Below are 22,634 nucleotides of genomic sequence, written 5' to 3' on the forward strand. Positions count from 1 at the left end.
CAGCCACCGGGTCCCCGTCGTCCGGGGACGGCAGCGTCAGTTCTTCAGGCCCGGGAAGCCGAGCTTCTCTCGCTGCGCGTAATAGCTTTCAGCCACCGCCTGCGCCAGCTTGCGCACGCGCAGGATGTAGCGCTGGCGCTCGGTCACGGAAATCGCGCGGCGCGCGTCCAGCAGGTTGAAGCTGTGGCTGGCCTTGGTGACCTGCTCGTAGGCGGGCAGCGGCAGGCCGGCTTCGACCAGCTTCATCGCTTCCGCCTCGCAGGCATCGAAGCGATGGAACATCTCGGCCACGTCGGCGTGTTCGAAGTTGTAGGTGCTCTGCTCCACCTCGTTCTGGTGGTAGACGTCTCCATAGGTGACCGGCTGGCCGTCGGGGCCGTAGGTCCACACCAGGTCATAGACGTTGTCGCAGTTCTGCAGGTACATGCACAGGCGTTCCAGCCCGTAGGTGATCTCGCCCAGCACCGGGCGGCACTCCAGGCCGCCGGCCTGCTGGAAGTAGGTGAACTGGGTCACCTCCATGCCGTTGAGCCAGACTTCCCAGCCCAGGCCCCAGGCGCCCAGCGTCGGGCTTTCCCAGTTGTCCTCGACCAGCCGCAGGTCGTGCACCAGCGGGTCGATGCCGAGCGCCTTCAGCGAGTCGAAGTACAGCTCGACGATGTTGTCGGGGCTGGGCTTCATCACCACCTGGAACTGGTAGTAGCGCTGCAGGCGGTTGGGGTTCTCGCCGTAGCGGCCGTCGGTGGGGCGGCGGCTGGGCTGCACGTAGGCGGCGTTCCACGGCTCCGGGCCGAGTGCGCGCAGGAAGGTGGCCGGATGGTAGGTGCCGGCGCCGACCTCGAGGTCCAGCGGCTGGATCAGGACGCAGCCCTGTTCCGCCCAGTAGGCGTTGAGGCGCGAGACGAGTTGCTGGAAGGTGATCGGGACGGCCATGTCGGGCTGGGAAGTGCGAGGTAGCGGATTAGTATAAGGGCGCCTGTTTTGCCGCCCGCCGCCACGCCGCCCGCGAACGCCGATGACCACGCCCTTCCTGATCCTCGAAACCGGCCAGCCCACCCCGTCGATGCGCCGCCACGGCAGCTTCGCCCACTGGATCCGGGTGGCCGCCGGGCTGGGACGCGATGACGCGGTGGTGGTCGACGTCCAGCGCGGCGACGAGCTGCCGCGCCGCGAGGGCTTTGCCGGGGCGATCGTGACCGGCTCGGCGGCGATGGTGACCGAGCGCCACGACTGGAGCGAACGCAGCGCGGCATGGCTGCGCGAGGCCGCGCACGCCGGCCTGCCGCTGCTGGGCATCTGCTACGGCCATCAGCTGATCGCGCACGCGCTGGGCGGCACCGTCGACGACAATCCGAATGGCCGCGAGATGGGCACGGTCCACATCGACCTGCGCCCGCAGGCGCAGGACGACCCGCTGTTCGCCGGCCTGCCGGCGCGTTTCGCCGCCCAGGCCACCCACCTGCAGAGCGTGCTGCAGCCGCCGCCGGGCGCCACCGTGCTGGCGCGCAACGACCACGACGCCTGCCATGCGTTCCGCTGGGGCGATGCGGCCTGGGGCCTGCAGTTCCATCCCGAGTTCAGCGCCGGCCACATGCGCGGCTACATCCATGCGCGTGCCGATGCGCTGGCCCGCGAGGGGCGTTGCGGCAAGCGGCTGGCGCGCGAGGTCGGCGCGGCGCCGCATGCGCGCGAGGTCCTGCGCCGGTTCGTCCGCCGCGCGCGGCGCTGACGCACGCTCCGGTATCCTGTGTGCCTCTTTCCGGGGCGCAGCATGGACATTCGCAGATTGCCGGCCAGCCAGGGGCTGGTGTGGTTCCGTCAGGCCATCGACCTGGGCGCGAGGAATCCGCGCGCGGTGTTCGGGGCGGCGGCGCTGGCGATCATCGCGCTGTACGCGGCGGTGCTGGCGCTGGCCCTGTTGATGGGCTTGCTGCTGGCCGGCAGCAAGGCCAGCGGTCAGCCGCCGGGTCTCGGCCTGGTGATGGCGGTGGCGGTGCCGCTGACCCTGGCAGTCATGCTGCTGGTGCCGGTGCTGCTGGGCGGGCTGATGCACGTGATCCGAGAGACCGAGGCCGGGCGCCCGGCGCATGCGCGCGACGTGTTCGTGCCGTTGCGCAGCGGCAAAGGCCGCCAGCTGGCGTGGCTGGGGCTGGTGCAGGTGGCGCTGGCGGTGGTCGGCGGCGTGCTGATGGTGGCCGTGGCCGGCAGCGACTACTGGCGCGACTATCTTGCGGCGATGCAGGCGGCGATGCAGGGCGCCACGCCCGCGGTGCCGCAGCCGCAGAACGGCGGCCTGCTGTTCCTGGTGCAACTGGTCTTCAACTATTTCAGCTACGCGCTGATGCTGTTCGCGATCCCGCTGATGCTGTTCTCCGGCAATGGCCTGGTCGATGCGTTGCGCAATGCCTTGCGCGCCTCGGTCAGCAACATCGGTGCCAACCTGGTGGCCGGCGTGCTGTTCGTCGGCGCGCTGCTGCTGGCGGCGGTGGTGGTGGCGCTGCTGGCCAGCCTGCTGGCGGTGCTGGGCGGCGCCATCCATCCGGCGCTGGGCGCGCTGCTGACGATGCTGACCATGCTCGGTTTTGCCGGGGTGGTGCTGGTGCTGGTGGTGGGCGCGGCCTACCTGGCCTGGCGCGACACCTTCGGCGATTCGGCCGCGTCGTCGCCGGTGCCGCCGCCGGTGCACGGTTTCGAGGCCTGAGCCGGACTTCCCGCCTCAGGCGCGCGCATCGTCCGGGCGCGGCATGGCCAGTCCCGCGGCGATGATGCCGGCTTCGTACAGCAGGTACATCGGCACCATCATCAGCAGCATCGACAGGCCGTCGCCCGGGGTGATCAACATCGCGACCACGGCGATGCCGATCACCGCATAGCCGCGGCCCTGGCGCAGCTGGGCCGGGGTGACCCAGCCGAACATGGCGCACAGGGTGATCGCCACCGGCAACTCAAAGCCAAGCCCGGACGCCAGCGCGATCACCGCCACGAAGTCCAGGTAGCGGGCGATATCGGGCATCAGCGCCACCGCTTCCGGGCGGGTGAAGGCGATGAAGCGGAACATCGCCGGCAGCAGCACGTAGTAGGCGAACGCGCAGCCGGCGTAGAACAGCAGGATCGAAGACACCAGCATCGGCGCCGCCAGCCGCCGCTCACGCCGGTACAGGCCGGGGGCGACGAACGCCCACAGCTGGTAGAGCAGCACCGGTGCGGCCGCCAGCAGGGCGACATACAGCGCCAGCCGCAGCGGCGTCGAGAAGGGGGTCAGCGGATCGGTGGCGATCAGCTGGCTGCCGGCCGGCAGGGTGGCCAGCAGCGGCTTGGACAGCAGCGCGTACAGCGGGTTGCTGAAGAACGCGGCCACCCCGAACGCCACCAGCACCGCCACCACGCCCTTCACCAGGCGGGCGCGCAGCTCCAGCAGGTGGGCGATCAGCGGGCGCTCTTCCTGCGCGGGGTCAGGTGCCGTCATGGCCTTGACGGGTCGCAGGCGGGGGCGGGGTCGAGGGCGGCGGCGCGTCCTGCATCGGCGTATCCAGCTGCACGCCCTGCTGCACTTCCTGCAGCGCCTGGCGGGTCTCCTGCAGGCTGCGCCGGAGTTCCTCGTGGGCCAGCTCCTGCTCCAGTTCGTTCTTCATCGCGAACCACTGTGCGCGCGCCTTGCGCACCCACAGCCCGACGAAACGCGCGGCCTTGGGCAGCCGCTCCGGGCCCAGCACCAGCAGGGCGATGGCGCCCAGGATCACCAACTCGGGAAAGCTGACCTCGAACATCGCTGCGAACGACTATGCAGCGCTTCAGGAGTCCTGCCGCGAAGCGTCGCGCTGGCGGTCCTGCTCGGCGGCGGCCGCGTCCTCGCGTCCATCGTTGCGCAGCTGCGGCGGCGGGGACTCGGCGTCGGGTTCCTGCACGCCCTTCTTGAACTCGCGGATGCCCTTGCCCAGTTCGCGCATGCCCGAGGTGAGGCGCTTGGTGCCGAAGATCAGCAGCACGATGACCAGCAGGATGAGGAGTTCGCGCCAACCGATCATGGCCATCACTTCGCAGGATTACAGGAACCCAAGAATACCGCAGCGTCCGGCCTCAGTCCTCAAGCGGCGTGGTGGTGGCCGGGTTGCCCGCATCCAGCGGCTGCACGGTGGCGGCGGCCGGCGACGGCTGCGCCGGCGCGGCCGGGGCGCTGGCACCGCGGCGCGCGTAGCGGGCGGCGGCGGTGGCTTCCTCCAGCGCATCGCGGAAGGCGACGATGGGGGCCGACGGCGCCTGCGGCGCGCGGCCCTCGAAGATCATCCGCGGGGTCACGCCGCTGCCGTAGGCGGTGCGGTTGGCGCCGTTGTCGATCGACAGCACCGCGCCGTCCAGCGCCACGCCCGCGAACAGCCCGCGCGCGCGCGACCACGACCAGATCTCGGCTTTCAGCGCGCCGTCGGTGGCGGCGGCGGCGTTGCGGCCGACCGGGCCGGCGGCCACGCCGGCATCGGCGCCCAGGGTGATCTTGCCGTTGACCAGGTTGTCCAGCCCGCGCTCGCTGCGGAACACCAGGATCACGTCGGCCGACTGCACGCCGGCCTGCAGGCCGAAACTGGCGCCGGCCAGCTTCACGAACACGGGATTCGACCAGGTGCCATCGGGGGTCTTGATCGACACCAGGCCGAGCCCGCGGCGACCGCCCAGCATGAAGCCGGCCTTGATGGTGTCCGGCACGACCACGATCGCCTTGGCATCTTCCAGCAGGCGGTCCGGGATCGACGCCTCGGGGATGGACTGGATCTGCCGCACCACCCGCACCGCGTCGTCGGCGCGCACGTCCTCGCGCGAACCCGCGACGACGGCGCCGGCAGCCAGCAGCACGGCAAGGGCAAGGGTCAGGCGTCGCGGCGTCGCAGTCATCGTGGTCTCCGTGGTCTGCGTGGTCTGTGTGGGAAAGCGCGGAAGCCGCATCGTGGCGCGGCGGCCATGAATCGATATTAAGTCAGGGCATGGTACGCGGGTGCCATGCGATCCTATGCCCATGTCGACGCCCCTTGACGCCGCTCCCGCCCTGGTACTGGTCAACCTCGGCACCCCCGCCGCGCCCACCGCACCCGCGGTGCGCCGGTACCTTGCGCAGTTCCTGCACGACCACCGCGTGGTCCAGCTGACCCGCTGGCTGTGGTGCCCGCTGCTGCACTTCATCATCCTGCCGCTGCGCAGCCCGAAGGTGGCGCACAAGTACGCGCAGATCTGGATGGCGGGCGGTTCGCCGCTGGCGGTGCACACCGCCGCGCTGGCCGATGCCGTGGGCGCGCGCCTGCCGGGCAGGCGGGTGGCGTACGCGATGCGCTACGGCGAGCCGTCGGTGGCATCCGTGTTCGAGGGCCTGCGCGCCGCCGGCGTGCGCCGGGTGCGGGTGCTGCCGCTGTACCCGCAGTACTCCACCACCACCACCGCCAGCGTGGCCGACGCGGTGGCCGCCGCGGCGGGCGACCTGCAGGTCGAGGTGCTGCACGACTACCACGTGGACGCCGGCTGGGCCGCGGCGGTGGCCGGGTCGATCCGCGCGCACTGGGACGCGCACGGCCGCGGCGAGCGCGTGCTGCTGTCGTTCCACGGCATCCCGCGGCGGCTGGTGGACGGCGGCGATCCCTACGCCGACCAGTGCGAGGCCAGCGCGCGCGCCATCGCGGCGGCGCTGGGGGTGCCGCGCGACGAGTTGCTGCTGACCTTCCAGTCGCGCTTCGGCCGCGAGCGCTGGTTGGAGCCCTACACCCTGCCGACGCTGGAAGCGCTGGCGCGCGACGGCGTGCGCCGGGTGGACGTGGTCTGCCCCGGCTTCGCTGTGGACTGCCTGGAAACGCTGGAAGAGATCTCGGTGGAGAACGACGCCGCCTTCCGCGCCGCCGGTGGCGAGGTGCTGCGCTACATCCCCTGCCTGAACGCGGGCGGCGCGCATGCCGACGCGCTGGCCGCATTGGCGCGCGGCGACGCGGGCTGGGCCTGATGCACGAGACCGGTTTCGACGTCGCGCTGGGGCGGCTGGCCGCGCTGCGCAACGACGGCCGTGGCCCGCGCGTGCTGGCGCTGCACGGCTGGCTGGACAACGCCGCGAGCTTCCTGCCGATGGCACCGTACCTGCGCGGGTTCGACCTGGTCGCGCTGGACCTGCCCGGCCACGGCCGCAGCGCGCATCTGGCGCCGGGTGCGGAGTATTCCTTCAGCGTCGCCATCGGCGCGGTGCTGGATGCCGCCGACGCGCTGGGCTGGGACCGCTTCCACCTGCTCGGGCATTCGATGGGCGCCGGCATCGCCAGCATGGTCGCGGCCGCCTGCCCGGAGCGCATCGAGCGGCTGGCGGTGATCGAGATGCTGGGCGCGCTGGCGGAGGCGCCGGAGCACACCGCGTCACGGATGCGCGAAGCGGTGGCCGCGCAGCGGCTGGTGGCGGGCAAGCGCCTGCGTGTGTTCCCGGACATCGACACGGCCGTGCGCGCGCGCCTGCACGCCGGCCGGGTGCCCGGCAGCGGCCTGGACGAGGCGCTGCTGCGCCTGCTGGTCGAGCGCGGCGTGACCCCGGTGGCCGGCGGCTATGCCTGGAGCAGCGACCAGCGCCTGACCCTGCCCAGTCTCAGCCGCCTGACCGAGGCGCAGATCGACGACATGCTGGCCGCCATCACCTGTCCGACCCTGGCCGTGTTTGCCGACCCCGCCCAGCCCTATTTTCCCGATGCGCAGCGCCGCCGGCGGGTCGGGCTGCTGCCGCATGGGCGCCTGCTGGCGATGCCGGGCGGCCACCACCTGCACATGCAGCAGCCGGACGCGGTGGCCGGCGCGATCCACGATTTCCTGATGGCGCGGTAGCAGTCCGAAGGACGCTGCGGCGGCACCGTCGCAGGTGCGCCCTGCTGCGTTACGATGGGCCCTGCTGGTCCCGAAGCGGCGGTCGCGGCACGCGGTGCGCCACGGCCGGCAGCGGTTACTCGTCGGTGCCGGCGCGGATCGCGAGCTGGGTGCCGCCTTCCTCGCCCTTCATCAGCTGGTAGAACACCTGCCGCTTGTCCTTGCTGTAGGCAAGGCTGCTGCTGTCGCCGGTCTGCATCGCCATCTCGCGCTTCCAGCCGCCGTCCTGCATCGCCTTGTCGGTGGCCGCATGCACGGCCGCCATGTCCGCCGCGGTGGTCAGGTTGACCATCTGCGCGCCGCCCAGCTCCATCGCGCTGGCCACCTTGTGCCCGTCCGGCAGGTAGATGTCGGAGGGGAAACCCGCGGGCAGCGGCACGCTGCCGCCATCCTCGGCGGTGGCCACCTTGAGGTCGCCCTTTTCCGTCTTGATGGTGACCGCGTTGCCGTCCTTGTCCACCTTCATGCCCGTGGCTTTTTCCATCGCCGCTTCGACCGCGGCGTCCTGGGCTTTCTTGCAGGCGGGCAGGGCCACGATCGCGGCGATCAGGGCGAGGGCCAGCAGGCGGCGATGGGTATGGATCATGGACATGGGTTCCCCGGGGTTGTCGTCACCGGAGGATACGTGAATCGCGGGCTCAGCCGGCCAGCAGCTGGCGCAGCCTGCCCTTCAGCGCACGCCCTTCGGCGCGCAGGAAATCGCGCTCGTCGCGCCACGCCGGGAACCGCGCCTCCACCTCGCCCCAGAAGCGCGGCGAGTGGTCGGCATGCAGCAGGTGGCAGAGCTCGTGCACCAGCACGTATTCGAAGGCCGGCGGCGGCGCCAGCAGCAGGGCCAGGTCCAGCGCCAGCGTCCCGTCCGGGGCCAGCGAGCCCCACAGTGACGAGGTGCGCTTGAACACAATGCGGCGCGGCGTGCGCGGCATGTCGGGCAGGTACTTCGGCAGCCAGCGCCCGGTGTCGGCGCGTCCCTGCGCTTCGTAGAAATCCTTCAGCGCGCGACGCAGCGCGGCGTCGCCGGCATTGGCCGGTGCGGTGAAGCACAGGCCGTCGTCGCCGCGCTCCAGCCGGGTGGCGCGCCCGCCCTGCCAGCGCAGCGGCAGTTCGAGGCCGCGCAGCGGCAGCGTGGCGGTGCCGTCGCGCACCAACCCGCTGCCCGCGGCATCGGCCTGACGATCCAGCTGCGCGGCGAGCCAGCCACGGTGCTCGTGCAGGAAGCGCTCGCCCTCGACGCGGCTGGCGCGCAGCGGCAGGGTGAGCCGTGCGCCGCGCTCGTCGACACTCAGCTTGATCCGCTTCGCGCGCGGGTCGTGCACGCGCAGCAGTTCGATGCTGCGCTGGGCGTCGAGCTGGAAACTGACCTGCTCGCGCCGCGGTGCACGGGTCGTCGGCGCGGTGCGCAGGGCGGGCAGCAGGCGGAACAGGGAACGCATGGCGCCAGTGTAGAACGCCGGCCGCGGCGGAACCGCGGCGTCACTCCGCCTTGCTGAGCTTGAACGCGCTTTCGAGCACGGCGAACAGGCGCTTGAACTCGCCCGTCATCAGCGCGAAGCGGGCCTGCAGTTCGGCCACGATGTCGTCATGTTCGGTGGACTCCATCTGGTCCACCGCGCCGTCCAGCAGCTTGAACTTGCGCACGATCAGGTCCTCGCCGATCACGAAGCTGACGTGGTCGTCCAGCACCAGCGCCAACCGTGTGCACTGCTTGCCGGCCTCGAGATGCTTGCTGATCTCCTCGCCGGACAGCTCCATGCGCTGGATCTTCACCACCGCGCCGGTGTCGGTGGGGTCGCGCAGCTCGCACTCGTCGCCCAGCGCCAGACCGTCGGGCAGCGCGTCGCCGGCCAGCCAGCCGGTGAGGATGGCGCGCGGCGCCACTTCGGCGTTCAGTGGCAGCGCCGGGAAGCTGCCCAGCGCGCGGCGCACTTCCGACACCACCGACTCGGCCGACTTGCGCGAGGAGGTGTCCACCGCGATCACGCCCAGCTGGCCGTCGAGCAGGGCGTCGCTGCGCACCGGGCGCACGAACGCGCGCGGCAGCAGTTCGGTGATCAGTTCGTCCTTCAGCCGCTTGCGGGTGCGGCCGCCGGGCTTGCGGCCTTCCTTCTCCTCGATCGCGGCCAGCTTCTTCTGCAGCAGGTCGTTGACCACCGCGCCGGGCAGGAGCTTGTCCTCGCCACCCACGGTCAGCCAGCGCGCGTCGTCGCACAGGTGCTGGAAGCCGTCGTGGTGCTGGCCCATCGGCGCGACGAAGCCGCGCGAGGAGAGTTCCAGCGGGCCGACCGGCTTGAGCGCGCATTCGGCCAGCTGCGGTTCGAGGTCGGACAGGTCGAGCGAGGCGGGGAAGCGGAACAGGGTCAGGTTGCGGAAGAACATCGGGAATCCTGTGGAAGGGCCTTCGCCAGCGGGTGGGCGGGGGCCGGGTGGAAACGCGGGAAGCGCGGCGCGGGATCAGGACTTGAGGATGTCCAGGCCGTCGTGGTTGCGCACGGGATGCAGCGCCATCGCGACCGGCTCCGGTTCGGCGGGGGCGCCGGCCAGCCAGGCATGCGCATCGGGCAGCGCCGCGTCGCCGCGCTTGCCGAGGGTGAGGAAGTCGAACAGCTTCGGGTCGCTGAGCTGCGACGGACGGATGTCGCCCAGCGCGCGCGCCATCGTCTCGATGCGGCCGGGCGTCTCCTTCTCCCACTGCGCCAGCATCTTCTTGACCTGCTTGCGCTGCAGGTTCTCCTGCGAGCCGCACAGGTTGCAGGGGATGATCGGGAAGCCCTTCGCCTCGGCGTAGGCTTCGATGTCGTCCTCGCGCACGTAGGCCAGCGGGCGGATCACCACGTGCTTGCCGTCGTCGCTGAGCAGCTTGGGTGGCATGCCGCTCAACTTCGCGTGGAAGAACAGGTTGAGGAAGAAGGTGTTGACCAGGTCATCGCGGTGGTGGCCCAGCGCGATCTTGGTGAAACCGTGCTGCTCGGCGTAGGTGTAGAGCGCGCCGCGGCGCAGCCGCGAACACAGCGAGCACATGGTCTTGCCTTCCGGAATCACCCGGCTGACCACCGAGTAGGTGTCCTGCTCGAGGATGTGGAAGTCCACCCCGATCGAGCGCAGGTATTCCGGCAGCACGTGCTCGGGGAAGCCCGGCTGCTTCTGGTCGAGGTTGACCGCGGTGATGCTGAAGCGCACGGGGGCCTTCTTCTGCAGCTGCAGAAGAACGTCCAGCATGGTGTAGCTGTCCTTGCCGCCGGACAGGCAGACCATGACCCGGTCGCCGTCCTCGATCATGCCGAAGTCGGCGATCGCCTTGCCTACCTGGTGGCGCAGGCGCTTGGCCAGCTTGTCGGCCTCGTGCTTGCGCCTGGGGGCCGGAAGGTCGGTGAGCGGGTGCGCGGGAATATTCATCGGACCGCCATTTTACCCGCCCGCCGGCGGCATCCGGGGCGCGCTATGCTCGGCACATGAACCAGCCGACCGATCCAGCCGAACTGTCGCGCATGGCGCGGCGCGTGGTGGACCTGCGCCAGCAGCACCGCGACATGGACGAAGCCATCGCGCGCCTGCAGGCCGACATCCAGGCCGACGAGCTGATGCTGAAGCGGCTGAAGAAACGCAAGCTGCTGCTGAAGGACCAGATCGCCTGGCTGGAGAACGCACTGATCCCGGACGAGCCGGCGTAAGCCGCCGGCCAGGACGCATCCTCAGGACGACGGGGTGCCTGCGTCCTCCGGCGGCAGCGCCGGAATCTCGCCGGTGGTGCGCGCGCTGGCCGGGCTGATCTTCTCGATGGTCGCGCGCAGCTCGCGCCCCAGCACCACCCGCGCGTCCTTGGCCCAGGCATTGAGGCGCTCGTCGAACATCAGCTTGCTGGTTTCAGGATGCGGCCAGACCAGCTTGAGCTCGCGCAGCTGCTGGATGAAGCCGCGGAACAGCGACTTGTCGAAGAATTCCGGCGCGGCCGGGGCGTACAGCAGCGACAGCCGCTGCGCGGTGAGCTGGCACAGGCTTTCCAGCTCGCCGGCGCCGAGGATGCCGGAGCCATTCTTCACCAGCACCGCGATGGCGATGTAGTAGCGCTCGAACGCCTGCTGCAGGGTGTGGCCGAGCGCGCGCAGGCGGAACACCTCGTCGCTCTGGCCGGCATAGCGTTGCAGGATGCCGCCGTCCTCGTCGCTGACCTGCTCCAGCAGGCCTTCGCGGACGAACACCTCGATGGTGCGGTCGATGCGGCTGGCGAAGGTGTCCTCGTCCCAGGGCAGGAACAGCTCGGCCTGCAGGAACGGATACAGGGTGCGGCCGATCTGCTGCAGCTGGCGGCGGCCCATGCGGCGGTTGTTCTGGAAGCACACCGCGATCCACGAGGAGGCGGTGAACAGGTGCAGCACGTTGTTGCGGAAATAGCTCAGCAACACCGCGTTGTCGCCTTCCACGCCCAGCACGTCGCCCAGCGGATGGCTGGTGCGGGTGATCAGGCCGATCTCTTCGCCGTGGGCGATGATCTGCTCCGGCGAATGCGGGGTCACCGTCACCCAGTCGGAATACGGCACCTCCACCAGCAGCGTCTTGGACAGCGCGATCTGCGCGCGCAGGTCGGCTTCGCCCATCGCGTGCTTGGGCGTGGACAGCAGCGCCAGCGCCAGCAGGTTGATCGGATTGACGTCGGCGGCGCGGTTGACGTGGACCTGGATCTTCTGCGCCAGCGCATCGATGGTGCGGGCGAACCAGGCCGGTTTTTCGTCGTCGCCGACCGGCTTGCCGTCCCATTCCGGCGCGTGCTCGGCGAGGATCTGGTCGAGCCGGATGCGTTCGCCGAAGTTCACCACCACCTGGCCGTAGTTGCTCCGCAGCACCTTGGGGATGCCGGTCAGCAGCTGCCAGATCGACTCCTTTTCCTTCGGCTTGCCGGACAGTTCGTCGAGGTAGCTGCCGCCCTCCATCAGCTTCTCGTAGCCGATGTAGACCGGCTGGAACAGCAGAGGCCGGGTCGGCTGGCGCAGGTAGGCGCGCACGGTCATCGCCAGCGAGCCGCCCTTGGGCTGCAGCAGCCGGCCGGTGCGCGAACGCCCGCCCTCGATGAAGTATTCGATGGAGTAACCGCCGGCCACCAGCTGCGCCATGTACTCGCGGAACACCGCCGAATACAGCGCGTTGCCCTTGAAGCTGCGGCGGGCGAAGAAGGCGCCGCCCTTGCGCAGCAGCGTGCCCACCACCGGCAGGTTGAGGTTGATGCCGGCGAAGATGTGCGGGGCGACGATGCCGTGGCTGTAGAGCAGGTAGCTCAGCAGCAGGTAGTCCATGTGGCTGCGGTGGCTGGGCACGTAGACCACTTCATGGCCCGGCGCTTCCTGCTTGAACTGGTCGAGGTGGTGGACCAGCACGCCGCGGTAGATGCGGTTCCACACCGAGGTCAGCAGGAAGCTCAGCGAGCGCACCACCGTATTGGAGTAGTCGGCGGCGATTTCCCAGAAGTAGGCGTTGGCCTTCTTCCACGCTTCCTCGGGCTTACTGTTGTCGCGCCGCGCCTGGTCGGCGATGGCGTCCTTGACCAGCGGCGCCGACAGCACCTGGTCGGCCAGCATGCGCCGGGTCGACAGGTCGGGCCCGATCACCACCTCGCGGACCCGGCGGAAGTGGGTGCGCAGCACGCGCGAGAGCTTGCGCACGGTGCGCTCGGGTGCCAGGCCCTCGGCCACCGTGTCGCGCACCGAGATCGGTGCCGAGAACTGCACCAGTGTGTCGCGGCCGTTCAGCAGGATGGCCAGCAGCCGGCGGAAGCGCCCGACCAGCGTCCAGTTCTCCGAGAACAGCACCGAGAACCAGCCGCTGCTGCGCTTGGGCGCCTGGCCGACGAAGATGGAGACCGGCACCAGCCGCACGTCCAGCGCGGGGTTGTCGCCGTGCGCGGCCAGCAGCCGCGCCAGCGAGCCGGAATGGGTCTTGTGCTCGGCGCCCGGCAGCAGCCCCAGCGCATTGGCATGCCGCCGCGACAGCGCCACGTAGGCGCGCTTGCGCCCCAGCGGGTCGCCGGCGATCGGTTGCAGTGGCGGCGGCAGGCCGGCCTCCCGGCAGGCCCGCGCAAGGATCAGCGCGTTGGACAGGCCGTAGTCTTCCAGCACGTAGCAGATCGGGCGGGCATCGGCGCCCAGCTGCGGATCCGCTTCGATGTCCAGCTTCAGCCACGGGTGCAGGGGGCGTCCCAGCAGGCGCGCCCACAGCGGCAGCCCGCTCCTGGCGGCCCGTGGCGACGCACCGGCGGCCTCGGCCGCCGCATCGGCCGGGGCCAGAAAGGCGGGCAGGGGCAACGGTTCGCCGGCAGCCGCGGCGTCGGAACGGATGTCCGCGTCTGCAGCGCCGGCGTCGCGTGCGGCATCGGCGGTCGGCGGGTCGAACAGGCCGGCCTGGGCGGGAGTCTGGCGATCTGGCATCGCCACCATTATGGACGCCCGTCGCCGGGCGGCGCGGCCCGGAGGGGCCAAACGCCCGTTTTCATGTGAAATGCATCACTGTTTTCAGGCGGTTGATGCTGTTCCGGCCTGCCAGTGCCCGGCCGGGTGCGGCCGTCCGAACAGGAACCCCTGCGCGCACGGACACCCCGCCGCCAGTAACGCCTGCCGCTGGGCTTCGGTTTCCACCCCTTCCGCCACCACGCTCAGGCTCAGCGAGCGGGCCAGGCCCTGCACCGCCTCGATGATCGCCAGGCTGCGGCGCGCGTCGGCCTGGCCGAGGTCGCTGATGAACGAGCGGTCGATCTTGATCGACCGCAGCGGGAAGCGGTGGACGTAGCTGAGCGAGGAGTAGCCGGTGCCGAAGTCGTCCAGCGCGGTGCCCACCTGGGCGTCCTGCAGGCGCTGCAGGATCCGCGCGGCGGCCTCCGGGTCGCCCAGCAGGGTGCCTTCGGTGACTTCGATGCGCAGCTGCGCCGGCGGGAACCCGGTTTCCCGCAGCAGGTCCAGCAGGCGCTGGTCGAAATCCTCGTACTGGAAGTGGCGCGGCGAGATGTTGATGCTGATGAAGCCGCCGCCGGCGACCAGCGGCGCGCCGGCGATGCAGGCCAGCCGGTACATGTGCCAGTCGATCGCCTCGATCAGGCCGCTCTCCTCGGCCACCGGCAGGAACTCGCCGGGACCCAGCAGGCCGCGGGCAGGGTGCTGCCAGCGGATCAGCGCCTCGTAGCCGACCGTGGTGGCGTCGTCCAGGCGGACGATGGGCTGGAAATACGGCACGAATTCGCCGGCATGCAGCGCATGGCGCAGCTGCAGCTCCAGCTCCAGCACGTTCATCGCCGCCTTCTGCTGGCTTTCGTCGAACAGCACGAAGCGCTGCCGGCCGGTGGCCTTGGCGCGGTACAGCGCCACGTCGGCGTCGTGCAGCATCTCGTCGATGGTCTGGTAGCGCGGGTGGCTGATGGCGATGCCGATGCTGACCGATGCCTGCAGGTCGCGTTCGCCCACCTGCACCGAGGCCTGCATGCGCGACTGGATGCGCTGGGCGATCTTGACCGCGGTGGCGGGTTGGGCGCCCTCCTCCAGCAGGATCGCGAATTCGTCGCCGGACAGCCGGGCCACGATGTCGGGGCCGCGCACGCAGTCCAGCAGCCGGCGCGAGACCTCGCGCAGCACCGCGTCGCCGGCCAGGTGGCCGAGGCTGTCGTTGAAGAGCTTGAAGCGGTCCACGTCCAGGTACAGCAGGGCGAAGGCGTGCTGCGGGTTGCGCTGCTGGCTGGACAGTGCGCGTTCCAGCCGGTCGCGCAGATACAGCCGGTTGGGCAGGCCGGTCAGCGGGTCATGCATGACCTGGTGCTTGAGCTGGGCCTCGACCTGCTCGCGCACAGAGATCTCGCGGCGCAGTTCGCGGGTGCGTGCCTGCACCCGCTGCTCGAGTTCGGCGTTGAGCGCGTGCAGGGCTTCGGCGTGGCGGCGGCGCTGCACGCTGTTGGCGATCTGGTGGGCGACGAAGGTCAGCAGTTCCGCGTCCTCGCTGCTGTACACCAGGTCCGGCCGGTAGCTCTGCACCACCACCATTCCCATTACCCCATCGGCGCCCATCAGTGGCGCGCCCAGCCAGCACACCGCGGACGTGCGGCTGGCGTGGTGGGTGGCGTCCATCTCGCCGCGCGCCACCAGTTCGCGCACGCCCTGGTCATCGATCAGCAAGGCGTGGCCCAGGCGCAGGGCGTATTCGGTCAGGCCCTGGCCCAACGGGCGGTCGACACGGTCGTCGCCGGCCACGTCCACCGAGTAGGGAATCTCCAGCTGGGTGCCGTCGGCGGAGAGCAGGGCGATGTAGAAGTTCTCGGCATACAGCAACTCACCCACCGAGTGGTGGATGCTGCGGTAGAAGTCCTCGTCGCGCTCCTGGCTGTTGGCCAGGGCGGCGATCTTGTACAGGGTGGCCTGCAGGTGCGCCGCGCGTTCGCGTTCGGCCACCTGCGCCTGCAGCTGCATATTGGCCTGTGCCAACTCCACGGTGCGGTCGGCGACGTGCTGTTCCAGCGCCTCCTGGCCACGCTTGCGCTCCACCGCATTGAGCACGTGCTCCGCCACGAAAGACAAAACCGCGCAGTCAGACTGGGTGTAACTGAAGCCTTCGCGATAGCTCTGCACCACCAGCGCGCCGACCACTTCGTCGTTGCGGCGCATCGGCACGCCCATGAAGTCCACCGACGGCGTGCCAAGCGCGTCTTCATGGATCAGGCCCAGCGTCTCGGCAATCTGCTCGGATGGACCGCGGACCGCGCGGCCATGGCGGATCAAGCCCAAGGTGAGGCTGCCGCCCATCTCCGAGGCCTTGAACTCCTGCTCGGGACCGTACATGCCCCCGTCCATCTCATCGGCGAAATAGATGAAGCGGATGGTTTCGCGCTGGCGGTCGTACAGGGCGATGTAGAAATTCTCGGCGTACATCAGCCGGCCGATGATCTGGTGCAGCCCGCGCAGCAGGCTCTGCATGTCGCGGTCGGAGGCGGCCATGTCGGCGATCGCGAACAGCGCGTGCTGCAGCTGCTCGGCCTGTTCCAGGTCCTTGACCGAGGTCTGCAGGCGCTGGATCGAGAACAGTTCGGACAGGCGCCTGCCGGCCAGCGCGAGCAGGCGGCTGGCGGACGCGTCCAGCGTCGCCAGCGCGCCCGGTGCGGCCAGCAGCACCGCCCCGGCTTCGGCGGCCCCCGGCGGCAACAGCTGGGTGTCCGGCCCGCTGCCGGCGGGCAGCGGCCGGCCGGCGAATGCGGCTTCGGCGGCGGCGCGGTTGTCGCCAGTGCCGGCCTCCGCGGGTTCGAACAGCAGCTCGCCGTGGTCGGTCCAGGCCACTGCCAGGGCAGCGATGCCGCCATCGCGCAGGGCCTCCAGCAGCGCGGCAGCCGCGGCGTCCACGCCGGTGGCGGCGAGGATGGACAGGCCGGAAGCGGCGAATGCGGACGCACCCGGCGTCCACGCGCCCTCCCCTGTATCCGATGTCTGGCTGTCGCTCATACCCTCGCCCTTGGCCTCACTGCCTCGGCCCGCTTCCGTCCCGCGGAGCCGGGCGCCCTGTCGCCAGTGTATCGGCCGCGCCGCTTGAATCTTGGGCCCGCCCCTTCCTGCCCCTACGGCCCGGACTGCAGCGACTGCTCAGCGCGACGCAGGTAATTGGCCAGATACCAGTGGCCGTCGACGCGCACTGCGGGCGCGAGGGCGTCGATGCGGGTGCCGGCGAGGGTGTACTGCAGGCGCAGCTCGGCGGTATCGCCAGTCTGCCTGAGCAGGCTGACGTGCAGGCTGCGCAGGGCCGCGTCGACATCCAGGCCGTACTGCAGGCGCAGTTGCGCCAGCAGGGTGGCGAAGAAGGGCGACAGCCGGTTCAGGCTCTGGGTCATGCCCAGCGCGGCGAAAGCCGCGTCGCCGGCCTTGCCTTCGATGCCGCTGCGGGTGGCGGCGGCGGCGAGGGTGGAGAAGAATGGCTGCGCGCGCTTGGGGTCGGCCAGCGGTGCGGCCAGCGCCCAGTTGCCAAGGGCATTGATGGCCTGGCTGATGTGCGCACGCTCGTCCCCGCTGTAGCTGGCGTCCTTCTGCACGTACTCGCCGCCGAACACCACCAGGGTGCGGACCGCCTGGTCGATGTCCTTGTCGGCGTTGGCGAACTGCCGGCGGTAGGTGGCCATCAGCGCCTTGTCGGCCTGCGGCGCCTGCAGTGCCATCAGCATGCGCGGGATGTGGGTGTCCAGCGGCAGCTCGTCCAGCGGCCAGCGGCTTTGCCCGCGTGACCAGGCGGCTTCCAGCTGGGCATGCAGGGCAGGCGGCACGGCGAGCCGGGCGAAGCCGGCGCCGTCGCGCGCCAGCAGCCGGTCCCGTAGCACCAGTACCGCATCGACCGGGCGCGTGGCGGCCACCGCGACCGTCGCGGCGGCATCGGGGTTGGGGCCGGGGCCGCGCTGGCAGGCCGGCAGCCACGGCAGCGCCAGCCCCAGGCACAGGGCCAGCGCGTGGCGTCGGTAGCGGGCGGAAGCATCCCCGGCAGGCATCCGCGGAGTGTCGGCGGGCGCGTTCGCCAGCGCAAGCGTGCAGGGTCGGACCCGGGCTGCGGCGGAAAAGAAAAAGGAGACCCGAAGGTCTCCCCGAAGCCGGCGATGCCGGTGTACGACAGTTGTGGCAGGGCTCCGGCATCGCCGGACGGGGTCAGCCTAACCCGGCCGCAATGTTTATGCAACGGTCAAGAATTGGCGCCTAACCAATTGATTTCAATAGGCACATCGGCCTTCGTCGAGGGCCTGCAGGCGTTGCGGATAGGTGGCGGCCAGCAGTTGTCGCCAGGCCTGCCAGCCGGCGCGGCCGGCGACGACGTCCTCGCTGCCGATGGACTTGTCGATGCGGGTGTAATGCAGGCCCAGATAGTCGATGCCGGCCTCGCGCAGCGCGGCGCGCATGTTGTCGATGTTCTTCTGGCCGTCGTCCACCAGCACCACGCGGTCGTAGCGCAGGGACCAGCGGCGCAGCAGATCCAGCAGCACCATGCCCTTGTCCTGTCCGGTGGTCATGAACAGGCCCTGGTCATAGAGCACGCGCGCCGGCTTTGCCTCGGGCGCCTTGCGGAAGTCCCAGCTGCGGCCATCGGCCTGGCCGCCCAGCATCGCCGGCAGCGTGTAACCGGCGTCGCGCAGGGTGCGCAGGGTGCCGCCCCGATACAGCGGGTTGCGCGAGGTGAGCAGCAGTTTGTCCACCGCCAGGGCATTGACCAGCGCGGGGCCGTCGGGTTGGGTCGGGCGCTGGGCGCCGGCCTCGTAGTTCAGCGAAATCACGTCGAACAGGCAGGCCACCTTGCCCGGGTCGCCGGCGGGCAGGGTCTTCTGCCATTCGTACCACTTGTCGCTGCCGAAGAAGCCGGCCGAGGTCAGCAGGGTGTCATCGATGTCCAGCACCAGCAGGGTGCGCTTGGGCGATTCCTGCAGGGCCGGGGCCACCGCGGCCAGGTCGTCGATGGTGCGGACGATGGAGGCCGCGCTGTCGCTGCGCGGGGCCGTGGTGGCGCAGGCGCCGAGCAGGGCGGCGAGGACGACGGCAAGCAGGGTGCGCATGGGCGATTCCCGGGGTGGATGCGGTGGCGGGCAAGTGTAGCCCGCGCAAATGACAGCTCAGTCCGCCAGCAGGGCCTGGATGTCGGCGAAACTGGCGCGGCGGCGCTCGGCCTTCTGCACCGCCTCGGCTTCGGGGTCGGCGCCGTCGCGCTGCACCTCGGCGGGCGGCAGCTCGTCGAGGAAGCGGCTGGGTGACAGCCGCAGCTTGTCGCCCCAGCGCTGGGCTTCCTTGGCATGCGACAGCCACAGCCGCTCCTTGGCGCGGGTGATGCCGACGTAGAACAGGCGGCGCTCCTCGTCGATCCGTCCTTCCTCGATGCTGGCCTCGTGGGGCAGGTTGCCGTCCTCCACGCCGACGATGAACACGAAGCGGAACTCCAGGCCCTTGGAGGCGTGCATCGACATCAGCCGCACCTGGTTGCCGGCATCGCCCTTGTCGGCGTGCGAGAGCAGTGCCAGCGCGGCGGCCAGCTCGCCCGGGCCGGAGGTCTTCGGACCGTCGAACCAGTCCGCCAGCTCATCCAGATTGCGCCGGCGTGCCTGGAACTGCGCCTCGTCCTTGCAGGTCGCGCGCAGCGCGGCAAGCAGGCCGGAGCGCTCGTTGAGCCTGCGCACCAGTTCCGCCGGCGGCAGCGTGCGCGCTTCGGCGCGCAGGCCCTGCACGATGGTGGAGAACCCCTGCAGCGCATTGGCGGCGCGCGCCGGCAGCTGCTGCGCCACCGCCATCGACTCGGCGGCGCGGGCCAGCGGCAGGTGCTTCTGGTTGGCCAGCTCGCCCAGCTTCGCCAGCGTGCCGGCGCCGACGCCGCGGTTGGGCGACTGCACCGCGCGCAGGAAGGCGGCGTCGTCGTCGGGATTGGCCAGCAGGCGCAGCCAGGCCAGCGCGTCCTTCACCTCGCCGCGGTCCAGGAAGGCCGTGCCGCCGCTCAGGTGGTAGGGGATGCGCAGCAGCTGCAGCGCTTTCTCCAGCGCGCGGCTCTGGTGGTTGCCGCGGAACAGGATGCAGACCTCGTTCCACGGCAGGGTGCCGTCGGGTGCCGCGTGCTGCTTGGTGATGAACTGGATCTCCGCCGCCACCTTGTCCGCCTCGTGGGCGGCATCGCGGCACTCCCAGACGCGGATGCGCTCGCCGTCGGCGGCCTCGCTCCACAGCGTCTTGGGGTGCTCGTGCGGGTTGTTGGCGATCAGCGCATTGGCGGCGCGCAGCACGCGGTTGGAACAGCGGTAGTTCTGCTCCAGCTTGATGATCTCCAACGCCGGGTAGTCGCTGCCGAGCGCCAGCAGGTTGTCCGGGTTGGCGCCGCGCCAGGCGTAGATGCTCTGGTCATCGTCGCCCACGCAGGTGAACTGGCCGGCGTCGCCGGCGATCGCCTTGAGCAGGCGGTACTGGGCGTCGTTGGTGTCCTGGCACTCGTCCACCAGCAGGTAGCCGATGCGCTCGCGCCAGCCCATCCGCGCCTCCTCGTCGGATTCCAGCAGCTGCACCGGCAGCCGGATCAGGTCGTCGAAATCCACCGCGTTGAACGCGGAGAGCCGCTGCTGGTAGCGCGCGTACAGCGCCGCGGCCTCGCGCTCGCGGCTGCTGCGCGCCGTTTCCGCCGCCTGTTCGGGCGACAGCCCGGCGTTCTTGGCGCGGCTGATCAGCTGTTTCATCGCCTCGATCTCGTCCGGCTTGCTGCCCGGCGGCAGCAGGTCCTTGATCTGCGAGGCGGAATCGTCGGCGTCGAAGATCGAGAACCCGCGCCGCAGGCCCAGCTTGGCGTGGTCGATCTGGACGATCTTCAGCCCCAGCGCGTGGAAGGTGCTGACGGTCAGTTCCTGCGCGGCATCGCCCTTGATGCGCTTGCCCACGCGCTCGCGCATCTCGCGCGCGGACTTGTTGGTGAAGGTGATGGCGGCGATGCGCCGTGCCGGGTAGCGCCCGCTCTGCACCAGGTGCGCGATCTTCTCGATGATGACGCGGGTCTTGCCGCTGCCCGCGCCGGCCAGCACCAGCAGGGGGCCTTCGGTGTGCAGGACGGCTTGGCGTTGCGGGGGGTTGAGACCGTGCATGGAGCGGAGGTGGGAGGCAGCAGGAGCGGGGGCGGTTATTCTGGCATCGCCGTCCGCGGCCTGCGCCCTTGCATTCCACCCATTCGCCGAATCCCACTGCCCCGCCTGATGGCCAAGCTCTATTTCTATTACTCGGCGATGAACGCCGGCAAGACCACCACCCTGCTGCAATCCGCGTACAACTACCGCGAGCGCGGCATGCGGGTGGCCATCCTCACCCCGAAGCTTGACTTCCGCGCCGGCAGCGGCACCGTGGCCTCGCGGATCGGGCTGCAGGCCGATGGCATCGCGTTCGACCGCGACGCGGACCTGCAGCGGATCGTGGAAGCCGACATCGCCGCCCGCGGCCCGCTGCACTGCGTGCTGGTGGACGAGGCGCAGTTCCTGACCAAGCCGCAGGTATGGCAGCTCAGCGAGGTGGTGGACGCATTGCGCATCCCGGTGCTGTGCTACGGCCTGCGCACCGATTTCCGCGGCGAGCTGTTCGAGGGCAGCCAGTACCTGCTGGCGTGGGCGGACGAGCTTTCCGAGATCAAGACCATCTGCCACAGCGGCAGCAAGGCGACCATGAACGTGCGCATCGACGCCCAAGGGCGCGCGCTGCAGGACGGCCCGCAGGTGGAGATCGGCGGCAACGAGCGCTACGTCTCGGTGTCGCGCAAGGAGTTCAAGAAGGTGATGCGCGGCGAAGGCAGCATCGAACCGCTGCAGGCGCCGCTGCCGCTCTGACGGCAGCGCGCCCGCGCCGCGATTACAGGATGTAGCGGCTCAGGTCCGGGTCCTGCGCCAGTTCCCCGAGCTGGGCGTCGACGTAGGCGCGGTCGACTGTGACGCTGCCGCCCTTGTCCGGGGCCTCGAAGCTCAGCGATTCCAGCAGTCGCTCCAGCACCGTGTGCAGGCGGCGTGCGCCGATGTTTTCCTGGCGCTCGTTGACGTGCGCGGCGATCTCGGCGAGGCGGTCGATAGCCTCGGCCTCGAAGCGCAGCGTCACGCCCTCGGTCTCCATCAGCTCGACGTACTGCCTGGTCAGCGCCGCCCTGGGTTCGGTCAGGATGCGGACGAAATCGTCCTTGCCCAGCGCCGACAGCTCCACCCGGATCGGGAAGCGGCCCTGCATTTCCGGGATCAGGTCGGACGGCTTGGCCAGGTGGAAGGCGCCGCTGGCGATGAACAGGATGTGGTCGGTCTTGACCGGGCCGTACTTGGTGCTGACCGTGCTGCCTTCCACCAGCGGCAGCAGGTCGCGCTGCACGCCTTCGCGCGACACGTCCGCGCCCATGCCCTCGCTGCGCTTGGCGACCTTGTCGATCTCGTCGATGAAGACGATGCCGTGCTGCTCGCAGGCTTCGATGGCAGCCTCGCGCACTTCGTCCTCGTTGACCAGCTTGCCGGCCTCTTCCTCGACCAGCAGCGGCCGCGCGGCCTGGATGGTCATGCGCTTCTTGTGGGTCTTGCCGCCGGAGATCTGGCTGAACATCTGCCGCAGCTGCTGGCCCATTTCCTCCATGCCCGGCGGGGCCATGATGTCCACGCCGATGTTCATGCTGAGGTCGAGTTCGATCTCGCGCGCGTCCAGCTCGCCGGCGCGCAGCTGCTTGCGCAGCTTCTGCCGGGTCGACGATTCCTGCGCCGACGGCTCCGCGCCGATGTCGATGGTGGTGGTCTGCGCCGGGTTGAAGCCGAAGCCGGGCGCGGTTTCGCGCTTGGGCAGCAGCGCATCGAGGATGCGGTCCTCGGCGCGCTCCTCGGCCTGCGTGCGCACGCGCTGCTTGGCCTGGCCGCGGTAGAGCTTGACCGCGGTGTCGGCCAGGTCGCGGATGATCTGCTCCACGTCCTTGCCGACGTAGCCGACCTCGGTGAAGCGGGTCGCCTCCACCTTCACGAACGGCGCATTGGCCAGCGTGGCCAGCCGCCGTGCGATTTCCGTCTTGCCGACGCCGGTGGGGCCGATCATCAGGATGTTCTTCGGCATCACCTCGTTGCGCAGCTCCGGCGCGAGCTGCGCGCGCCGCCAGCGGTTGCGCAGGGCGATGGCCACGGCGCGCTTGGCGCCGTGCTGGCCGACGATGTGGCGGTCGAGTTCGGCGACGATCTCGCGCGGGGTCATGGAGGAGGAATCAGTCATGGCATTGTGTTCCGTTGTAGGAGCGCACCGCAGGGGCGCGAACGCATTCGCGTG

The 22,634-nt window shown here is 70.2% G+C and carries 20 protein-coding genes and 1 pseudogene; 6 read left to right on the forward strand and 15 right to left on the reverse strand.

All coding sequences use genetic code 11. The features are described from left to right. Positions 1-36: 36 nt before the first annotated feature. Positions 37-933: a glycine--tRNA ligase subunit alpha gene (gene glyQ, locus ICG51_RS07515; protein ID WP_190279789.1), complete on the reverse strand. Its 897-nt coding sequence runs from the start codon at positions 931-933 to the stop codon at positions 37-39. A gap of 82 nt (positions 934-1,015) precedes the next feature. On the opposite strand from glyQ, the gene ICG51_RS07520 reads away from it, so the two are divergent. Both ICG51_RS07520 and ICG51_RS07525 read left to right on the forward strand, forming a co-directional pair. Further along, positions 1,016-1,729: a glutamine amidotransferase gene (locus tag ICG51_RS07520; RefSeq protein ID WP_190279790.1), complete on the forward strand. Its 714-nt coding sequence runs from the start codon at positions 1,016-1,018 to the stop codon at positions 1,727-1,729. A gap of 42 nt (positions 1,730-1,771) precedes the next feature. After that, the gene (locus ICG51_RS07525; protein ID WP_190279791.1) at positions 1,772-2,701 is read left to right on the forward strand and encodes a DUF2189 domain-containing protein; all 930 of its coding nucleotides are present in this window, start codon (positions 1,772-1,774) and stop codon (positions 2,699-2,701) included. 15 nt (positions 2,702-2,716) lie between these two features. Here the strand turns inward: ICG51_RS07525 and tatC are convergent, their stop codons facing one another. The 4 genes and pseudogenes from tatC to ICG51_RS07545 form a co-directional block, all read right to left on the reverse strand. After that, complete coding sequence (gene tatC, locus ICG51_RS07530) at positions 2,717-3,466, reverse strand: twin-arginine translocase subunit TatC (protein ID WP_190279792.1); 750 nt, start codon at positions 3,464-3,466, stop codon at positions 2,717-2,719. Next, entirely contained in the window at positions 3,453-3,767 is a 315-nt protein-coding gene (gene tatB / locus ICG51_RS07535) for a Sec-independent protein translocase protein TatB (RefSeq protein WP_190279793.1), read from the reverse strand. Before tatB ends, tatC begins: the two co-directional genes overlap by 14 nt. A 24-nt stretch (positions 3,768-3,791) precedes the next feature. Further along, positions 3,792-4,025, reverse strand: a complete 234-nt coding sequence (gene tatA / locus ICG51_RS07540; RefSeq protein WP_190279794.1) for a twin-arginine translocase TatA/TatE family subunit — start codon at positions 4,023-4,025, stop codon at positions 3,792-3,794. A gap of 169 nt (positions 4,026-4,194) precedes the next feature. Then, positions 4,195-4,884 (reverse strand): annotated as a pseudogene (locus ICG51_RS07545) (lipid-binding SYLF domain-containing protein); the annotation flags it as partial. 121 nt (positions 4,885-5,005) lie between these two features. On the opposite strand from ICG51_RS07545, the gene hemH reads away from it, so the two are divergent. Then, a complete protein-coding gene (gene hemH / locus ICG51_RS07550; protein ID WP_190279796.1) occupies positions 5,006-5,974 on the forward strand; it encodes a ferrochelatase in 969 nt (322 codons plus the stop codon). Beyond that, on the forward strand, positions 5,974-6,831 hold the full coding sequence (locus ICG51_RS07555) for an alpha/beta hydrolase (protein WP_190279797.1): 858 nt from the start codon (positions 5,974-5,976) through the stop codon (positions 6,829-6,831). Before hemH ends, ICG51_RS07555 begins: the two co-directional genes overlap by 1 nt. Positions 6,832-6,946: 115 nt before the next feature. Here the strand turns inward: ICG51_RS07555 and ICG51_RS07560 are convergent, their stop codons facing one another. The 4 genes from ICG51_RS07560 to ttcA form a co-directional block, all read right to left on the reverse strand. Continuing rightward, on the reverse strand, positions 6,947-7,462 hold the full coding sequence (locus ICG51_RS07560; protein ID WP_190279798.1) for a hypothetical protein: 516 nt from the start codon (positions 7,460-7,462) through the stop codon (positions 6,947-6,949). Between the two features lie 46 nt (positions 7,463-7,508). Continuing rightward, on the reverse strand, positions 7,509-8,294 hold the full coding sequence (locus tag ICG51_RS07565; protein ID WP_223809576.1) for a SprT family zinc-dependent metalloprotease: 786 nt from the start codon (positions 8,292-8,294) through the stop codon (positions 7,509-7,511). A 49-nt stretch (positions 8,295-8,343) separates the two neighbouring features. Then, a complete protein-coding gene (locus tag ICG51_RS07570) occupies positions 8,344-9,246 on the reverse strand; it encodes a recombination-associated protein RdgC (protein ID WP_190279800.1) in 903 nt (300 codons plus the stop codon). A 75-nt stretch (positions 9,247-9,321) separates the two neighbouring features. Continuing rightward, positions 9,322-10,263 carry a tRNA 2-thiocytidine(32) synthetase TtcA gene (gene ttcA / locus ICG51_RS07575; protein ID WP_190279801.1) on the reverse strand — a complete coding sequence of 314 codons (942 nt, stop codon included), beginning with the start codon at positions 10,261-10,263 and terminating at the stop codon, positions 9,322-9,324. Positions 10,264-10,319: 56 nt separating this feature from the next. Here ttcA and ICG51_RS07580 point away from each other — a divergent pair, with 56 nt between their 5' ends. Further along, on the forward strand, positions 10,320-10,538 hold the full coding sequence (locus ICG51_RS07580) for a DUF465 domain-containing protein (protein ID WP_028840415.1): 219 nt from the start codon (positions 10,320-10,322) through the stop codon (positions 10,536-10,538). Positions 10,539-10,559: 21 nt separating this feature from the next. On the opposite strand, the gene plsB is transcribed toward ICG51_RS07580, so the two are convergent. The 5 genes from plsB to ICG51_RS07605 all read right to left on the reverse strand — a co-directional run bounded on the left by plsB (position 10,560) and on the right by ICG51_RS07605 (position 20,455). Beyond that, complete coding sequence (gene plsB, locus ICG51_RS07585) at positions 10,560-13,193, reverse strand: glycerol-3-phosphate 1-O-acyltransferase PlsB (protein WP_223809577.1); 2,634 nt, start codon at positions 13,191-13,193, stop codon at positions 10,560-10,562. 174 nt (positions 13,194-13,367) lie between these two features. After that, positions 13,368-16,325 carry a GGDEF and EAL domain-containing protein gene (locus ICG51_RS07590; protein WP_190279803.1) on the reverse strand — a complete coding sequence of 986 codons (2,958 nt, stop codon included), beginning with the start codon at positions 16,323-16,325 and terminating at the stop codon, positions 13,368-13,370. A gap of 113 nt (positions 16,326-16,438) precedes the next feature. Next, positions 16,439-17,353, reverse strand: a complete 915-nt coding sequence (locus tag ICG51_RS07595; RefSeq protein ID WP_190279804.1) for a hypothetical protein — start codon at positions 17,351-17,353, stop codon at positions 16,439-16,441. 216 nt (positions 17,354-17,569) lie between these two features. Continuing rightward, on the reverse strand, positions 17,570-18,403 hold the full coding sequence (locus ICG51_RS07600; RefSeq protein ID WP_190279805.1) for a DUF2608 domain-containing protein: 834 nt from the start codon (positions 18,401-18,403) through the stop codon (positions 17,570-17,572). A 57-nt stretch (positions 18,404-18,460) separates the two neighbouring features. Continuing rightward, positions 18,461-20,455 (reverse strand): UvrD-helicase domain-containing protein, encoded by a 1,995-nt coding sequence (locus ICG51_RS07605; RefSeq protein WP_190279806.1) that lies wholly within the window; start codon positions 20,453-20,455, stop codon positions 18,461-18,463. Positions 20,456-20,563: 108 nt separating this feature from the next. Here ICG51_RS07605 and ICG51_RS07610 point away from each other — a divergent pair, with 108 nt between their 5' ends. After that, positions 20,564-21,184, forward strand: coding sequence for a thymidine kinase (locus ICG51_RS07610; protein ID WP_190279807.1), 621 nt, complete (start codon positions 20,564-20,566; stop codon positions 21,182-21,184). Between the two features lie 22 nt (positions 21,185-21,206). Here ICG51_RS07610 and hslU read toward each other — a convergent pair whose 3' ends face one another. Continuing rightward, a complete protein-coding gene (gene hslU / locus ICG51_RS07615) occupies positions 21,207-22,580 on the reverse strand; it encodes an ATP-dependent protease ATPase subunit HslU (RefSeq protein WP_223809394.1) in 1,374 nt (457 codons plus the stop codon). Positions 22,581-22,634: the final 54 nt, after the last annotated feature.

The sequence above is a fragment of the Thermomonas sp. XSG genome, assembly GCF_014678725.1.
Lineage (GTDB): Bacteria > Pseudomonadota > Gammaproteobacteria > Xanthomonadales > Xanthomonadaceae > Thermomonas.

What these genes read in the sequence shown, in the direction of transcription:
- glyQ (WP_190279789.1), bottom strand. Translation starts at nt 933, where the DNA reads ATGGCCGTCCCGATCACCTTCCAGCAACTCGTCTCGCGCCTCAACGCC.
- ICG51_RS07520 (WP_190279790.1), top strand. Translation starts at nt 1,016, where the DNA reads ATGACCACGCCCTTCCTGATCCTCGAAACCGGCCAGCCCACCCCGTCG.
- ICG51_RS07525 (WP_190279791.1), top strand. Translation starts at nt 1,772, where the DNA reads ATGGACATTCGCAGATTGCCGGCCAGCCAGGGGCTGGTGTGGTTCCGT.
- tatC (WP_190279792.1), bottom strand. Translation starts at nt 3,466, where the DNA reads ATGACGGCACCTGACCCCGCGCAGGAAGAGCGCCCGCTGATCGCCCAC.
- tatB (WP_190279793.1), bottom strand. Translation starts at nt 3,767, where the DNA reads ATGTTCGAGGTCAGCTTTCCCGAGTTGGTGATCCTGGGCGCCATCGCC.
- tatA (WP_190279794.1), bottom strand. Translation starts at nt 4,025, where the DNA reads ATGATCGGTTGGCGCGAACTCCTCATCCTGCTGGTCATCGTGCTGCTG.
- hemH (WP_190279796.1), top strand. Translation starts at nt 5,006, where the DNA reads ATGTCGACGCCCCTTGACGCCGCTCCCGCCCTGGTACTGGTCAACCTC.
- ICG51_RS07555 (WP_190279797.1), top strand. Translation starts at nt 5,974, where the DNA reads ATGCACGAGACCGGTTTCGACGTCGCGCTGGGGCGGCTGGCCGCGCTG.
- ICG51_RS07560 (WP_190279798.1), bottom strand. Translation starts at nt 7,462, where the DNA reads ATGTCCATGATCCATACCCATCGCCGCCTGCTGGCCCTCGCCCTGATC.
- ICG51_RS07570 (WP_190279800.1), bottom strand. Translation starts at nt 9,246, where the DNA reads ATGTTCTTCCGCAACCTGACCCTGTTCCGCTTCCCCGCCTCGCTCGAC.
- ttcA (WP_190279801.1), bottom strand. Translation starts at nt 10,263, where the DNA reads ATGAATATTCCCGCGCACCCGCTCACCGACCTTCCGGCCCCCAGGCGC.
- ICG51_RS07580 (WP_028840415.1), top strand. Translation starts at nt 10,320, where the DNA reads ATGAACCAGCCGACCGATCCAGCCGAACTGTCGCGCATGGCGCGGCGC.
- ICG51_RS07590 (WP_190279803.1), bottom strand. Translation starts at nt 16,325, where the DNA reads ATGAGCGACAGCCAGACATCGGATACAGGGGAGGGCGCGTGGACGCCG.
- ICG51_RS07595 (WP_190279804.1), bottom strand. Translation starts at nt 17,353, where the DNA reads ATGCCTGCCGGGGATGCTTCCGCCCGCTACCGACGCCACGCGCTGGCC.
- ICG51_RS07600 (WP_190279805.1), bottom strand. Translation starts at nt 18,403, where the DNA reads ATGCGCACCCTGCTTGCCGTCGTCCTCGCCGCCCTGCTCGGCGCCTGC.
- ICG51_RS07605 (WP_190279806.1), bottom strand. Translation starts at nt 20,455, where the DNA reads ATGCACGGTCTCAACCCCCCGCAACGCCAAGCCGTCCTGCACACCGAA.
- ICG51_RS07610 (WP_190279807.1), top strand. Translation starts at nt 20,564, where the DNA reads ATGGCCAAGCTCTATTTCTATTACTCGGCGATGAACGCCGGCAAGACC.
- hslU (WP_223809394.1), bottom strand. Translation starts at nt 22,580, where the DNA reads ATGACTGATTCCTCCTCCATGACCCCGCGCGAGATCGTCGCCGAACTC.